The organism is Streptomyces sp. YIM 98790 (assembly GCF_011421595.1).
Taxonomy (GTDB): domain Bacteria; phylum Actinomycetota; class Actinomycetes; order Streptomycetales; family Streptomycetaceae; genus Streptomyces.
Map to the genome: position 1 here is coordinate 1 of NZ_WTLH01000291.1, position 4,878 is coordinate 4,878.

General features: G+C 73.7%; 1 protein-coding gene and 2 pseudogenes. All 3 read left to right on the plus strand.

From position 1 onward, the window contains the following. A pseudogene (locus GQS09_RS28795) lies at positions 1-2,821 on the plus strand (FtsK/SpoIIIE domain-containing protein); the annotation flags it as partial. 464 nt (positions 2,822-3,285) lie between these two features. Next, complete coding sequence (locus GQS09_RS26870) at positions 3,286-3,957, plus strand: hypothetical protein (RefSeq protein ID WP_165990136.1); 672 nt, start codon at positions 3,286-3,288, stop codon at positions 3,955-3,957. A 14-nt stretch (positions 3,958-3,971) separates the two neighbouring features. Then, positions 3,972-4,878, plus strand: a pseudogene (locus tag GQS09_RS26875) (hypothetical protein); the annotation flags it as partial.

Sequence of the window (4,878 nt, forward strand, 5' to 3'; positions counted from 1 at the left end):
CGGCGACCGCGGCCGCCGAGTCCGCCACCGCCCTGCCGTACGACCGGCTGCGGGTCGGGCGGCGCGGCCAGGCGCCGCTGCACGGGGTGCTGCCCGAACTGGTCAGCCCCGCCTGGTGCCGGCTGATCTCCCGCGCGCTGTCCCCGCTGCGGGACATCAGCGACGAGGAGGAGGGGGCCGGCCTGCCCTCCTCGGCCCGGCTGCTGGACGTGCTGGAGCTGGAGCCGCCCACCCCGCAGGCCATCGCGGCCCGCTGGCAGACGGACGGGCAGTCCACCGTCGCGGTCATCGGCCAGTCCTACGACGGGCCGTTCGCCATCGACATCCGGCGGGACGGGCCGCACGGCCTGATCGCCGGCACCACCGGTTCCGGCAAGTCCGAGCTGCTGCAGACCATCGTGGCCTCGCTGGCGGTGGCCAACACCCCGGACAACATGACCTTCGTGCTGGTCGACTACAAGGGCGGCTCGGCCTTCAAGGACTGCGTCCAGCTGCCGCACACCGTCGGCATGGTCACCGACCTGGACAACCTGCTGGTGGAGCGTGCGCTGCGCTCGCTGGGCGCGGAACTGACCCGGCGCGAGCACATCCTGCTGCACGTCGGCGCCAAGGACATCGAGGACTACCAGGACCTGCTGAAGCGGGAGCCGGGGCGGCACGAGTCCATGCCGCGGCTGCTCATCGTCATCGACGAGTTCGCCTCCATGGCCCGGGAACTGCCCGACTNTCCATGGCCCGGGAACTGCCCGACTTCGTCAAGGGCCTGGTCAACATCGCCCAGCGGGGCCGCTCGCTCGGCATCCACCTGCTGCTGGCCACCCAGCGGCCGACCGGTGTGGTCTCGCCGGAGATCCGGGCCAACACCAACCTGCGGATCGCGCTCCGGGTGACGGACGCCAGCGAGTCCACCGACGTGCTGGACGCGCCGGACGCCGCGCAGATCCAGAAGTCCACCCCCGGCCGGGCCTACGTCCGTCTCGGTGCCTCCTCCCTGCTGCCCTTCCAGGCCGGCCGGGTGGGCGGCCGGCGGCCCGGGGCCGTGGACCCGTCCGTGTCCCGGCCCTGGTCCCAACAGCTCGACTGGTACGGCCTGGGCCGCGAGGAGCTCAAGCGCCCGCCCTCCGCGCAGCAGGAGGACGACGAGAACACCGACCTGAAGGTGCTGGTCGCCGCCATCAACGAGGTCAACCGGGCGCTGGGCATCCCGCAGCAGCACACCCCGTGGCTGCCGCCGCTGGACGAGATCATCCAGCTCGACGCCCTGCCGCCGGCCGCCCCGGCCGGCGCCCTGCCCGCCGCGCCGTGGGCCATCGAGGACCTGCCCGACCAGCAGGACCGGCGCTCGCTGGCGATCGACTTCAAGACCTTCGGCCACCTGCTGGTCTCGGGCGCACCGCGCACCGGCCGTTCGCAGCTGCTGCGCACCATCGCCGGCTCGCTGGCCCGCGTCCACTCGGCGGCCGATGTCCACCTCTACGCCTTCGACTGCGGCAACGGCGCCCTCAACATCCTGACCAGGCTGCCGCACTGCGGCGCGGTGGTCGGGCGCGCCCAGGTGGACCGGGCCAAGCGGCTGCTCAAGCGGCTGGTCGACGAGGTGACCCGGCGTCAGGAGCTGCTGGCGCAGGACGCCATGTCGGACATCAGCGAGCAGCGGGCCGCCGCCCGCACCCCCGAGGAGCGGCTGCCGCACATCGTGATCATGCTGGACCGCTGGGAGGGCTGGACCAACAGCCTGGGCGAGGTGGACACCGGCGCGCTGACCGACCAGCTCTTCCTCCTCATGCGGGAGGGCGCCAGCGTCGGCGTGCACGTGATCATCACCGGTGACCAGAAGATCCACAGCGGGCGGATCTCCTCGCTCAGCGAGGAGAAGTACACCTTCCGGCTCCAGGACCGCACCGACTACTCGTCGGCCGGACTGCGCGCCCGGGACATGCCGGACGAGATCCCGGCCGGCCGGCTGTTCCGGTCCGGCGGCTCCACCATGATCCAGGTGGCCGTGCTCTCCGACGACCTGACCGGCCAGGGGCAGGCCGCGGCGCTGTCCGCGATCGGCGACGCGGCCAAGCGGCGGGACGCGGACCTGCCGCGCTCCCGCCGCCCGTTCCGGGTGGACGTGCTGCCGGCCCGCCTCACCTTCGCCGACGCCTGGGAGATGCGCGACCCGGAGGGCTCCCGTGCGAAGATGTGGTCGCTCATCGGCGTCGGCGGCGACGAACTCACCGGATACGGCCCGGACCTGTCCCAGGGCCAGGGCTCGTTCATCATCGCCGGACAGGCCAAGTCCGGCCGCTCCACCGCGCTCTGCACGATGGCCCGGGTGCTGCTGGGCAACGGCGTCCGCCTGGTGCTGTCCGTCCCGCGCAACTCCCCGCTGCTGGAGTTCCAGGGCCGGGACGGCGTCCTGGAGGTCTTCACCAGCCCCAAGTTCACCAACGACCGGCTCGCCGAGCTCTTCGCCGACGCCTCGCCGGAGCACCCCATGGTGTTCATGGCCGACGACGCCGAGGACATCCGCCGCGTCAAGGACATGGAGGCCGAACTGGAGAACATGGTGGTGCGCGGCACCGAACGCGGCATCGGCGTGGTCGTCGCCGGTGACGAGACCACGGTGTGCAGCGGCTTCAGCGGCTGGCAGGCGCAGATGAAGAAGGCCCGGCGCGGGCTGCTGCTCTCCCCGGCCACGCACCGCTCCGGCGACCTGATCGGGCTGAAGCTGGCGCGCAGCGCCGCGGTGGGACGCCCGCAGCCGGGGAACGGCATCCTGCACCTGGGCGATGGCCAGCCCCTCTCCGTCCGCCTCCCGCTCCCCGACTGACAGGCCGCGGCCCGGCCGTCACGCCCTCCTCCCCGACCCGTCCGGTCCCGTCCGGTCCGGTCCGGGGAGGAGGGTGAACAGGGGGGACTTCTCCGGTGTTTGCGGGCATGATGAGGACAGAGCACACCCGGCGGTCCGGACAACGGCGTCCGGCCGCCGTTTCAGGAGGGGTATCGGGCCCGGTTGTTGCCACCGCACACCGTCTGACCACGGCCGATGGCCGTCGGGCGGGGCCGGGACGCTGTTGCGGGGGTGTGACGGCCACGGCGTTGTAGGGCCGTTCGGGCGGCTGATACGGTGCCAGCGACCTTGAATCCTGCTCACCGGCGGCCCGTTTGCGCACCTGAACGCCGACGGACCGCAGCGCGTCCGGCCGGGCGCTTGTCTACCGCGGGGGTGGTGGCGTGAAGACCCAGAACCGGGTATCTGCGGCCGCGAAGAATCCGGTTGCAGCCGGACCGGTCATGGGAGACCGTCTGCCCACACCGCCACGCGAACGCAAACCGGCCCTGGCCGCACTGGCGGTGCTGCTGATCCTGGTGGGCGCGCTGGGCGCCACCATGCTGGTGCTCCAGGCCGGTGACCGTGTCGAGGCCGTGCGGATCACCGAGCACGTCCCGGCCGGCCAGCCCCTCACGGAGGACGCCATGTCCCCGGTCCTGGTCGCGGAGACCGACGGCGTGGACTACGTGCTGTGGGGCCAGCGCGACCAGATCATCAACGGCGACGTCTGGTCCCGCGTCGACCTGGTCGAGGGCACCGTGCTGGTGGAGGAGATGTTCACCCGGGACAGCCGGCTCGGCGCGGACGACGTGCTGGTGGGCCTGTCGCTGGGCCGGGGCCAGTACCCCACCGGCCTGGAGGTCGGCCAGACCGTGGCCGTCTACTGGGTCGGCAACGACGCCGAGGACGCGGCCCAGGCCGGGGAGGACGGCACCGGCGCCGGTGGTGCCGGCAGCCGGGAGGTGCTGAGCGAGCGCGCCAAGGTCGAGGTCCTGGAATCCGGCAGCAGCAGCCGCAGCGACGTCTCGGTGACCGTCCGGGTGCCCAGGGACGAAGTCGGCCCCATCACCCGGGCCGCCTCCAGCGGCGATGTGGCGGTGGCCATCGTGGCCCCCTCGGGGAGCCAGGAATAGAGGAGCGGTGAAGGATGGCGCTGATCGCAATCGCGGCCGACAAGGGCGCGCCCGGGGTCACCACCACCGCCGTGGCGCTGGCCGCCCTGTGGCCGCGCCGGGCCCTGCTGGCCGAGGCCGACCCGGCCGGCGGTGATCTGATCTACCGCTCGGTCGGGGGCAACGGCCGCCCCCTGGACCCGGGTACCGGCATCCTGTCGCTGGCCGCGACCGCCCGCCGCGGCATCGCCGCCGAACAGCTCTGGGACCACTCCCAGCGGCTGGCCGGGGGCCTGGACGTGATCGTGGGCCTGGCCTCCGCCGAGCAGGCGGCCGGCCTGACCGGCCAGTGGAGCGGCCTGGGCAGGGCGTTCGCCGAACTCGCCCAGTCGCCGCACCAGGAGGCCGCCGCCGACGTCATCGCCGACCTCGGCCGGCTCGGCCCGGGCTCCCCGGCCGTCGCCCTGCTGGAGCACGCCGCGCTGCTGCTGCTGGTCACCCGCACCCAGCCCGAGCAGCTCGCCCGGGTCCGCGACCGCGCCCAGGCGCTGAGCAGCAAGCTGCACGGCGGCAGCCGCAGCGGCGCCGCACAGCTCGGCAGGCCGCAGATCGGCGTGCTGCTGCTGGCCGACCCCCAGCAGGGCGCCAAGGTCGCCGGCCAGGTCAACGAGATGCTGATCGCCGGTCACACCGGGGCCCGGGTGGCCGGCCTGATCGCCGAGGACCAGGCCGGTGCCGACATGCTGGCCGGCCGCCGCCGCGGCCGGCTGGACAAGTCGCTGCTGGTCCGCTCCGCCCGCAAGGTCGTCTCCGACCTGCACCAGAACTTCCGCTCCGAGCTGACCCCCTCCGGCGGCCCCGGCCAGACCGGCCAGCACCCGGTGCAGCCCGCGCCCGGCGCCGCCGCCCATGCCGCGCCGCCGCCCGCGCCCGGCGGGCAGC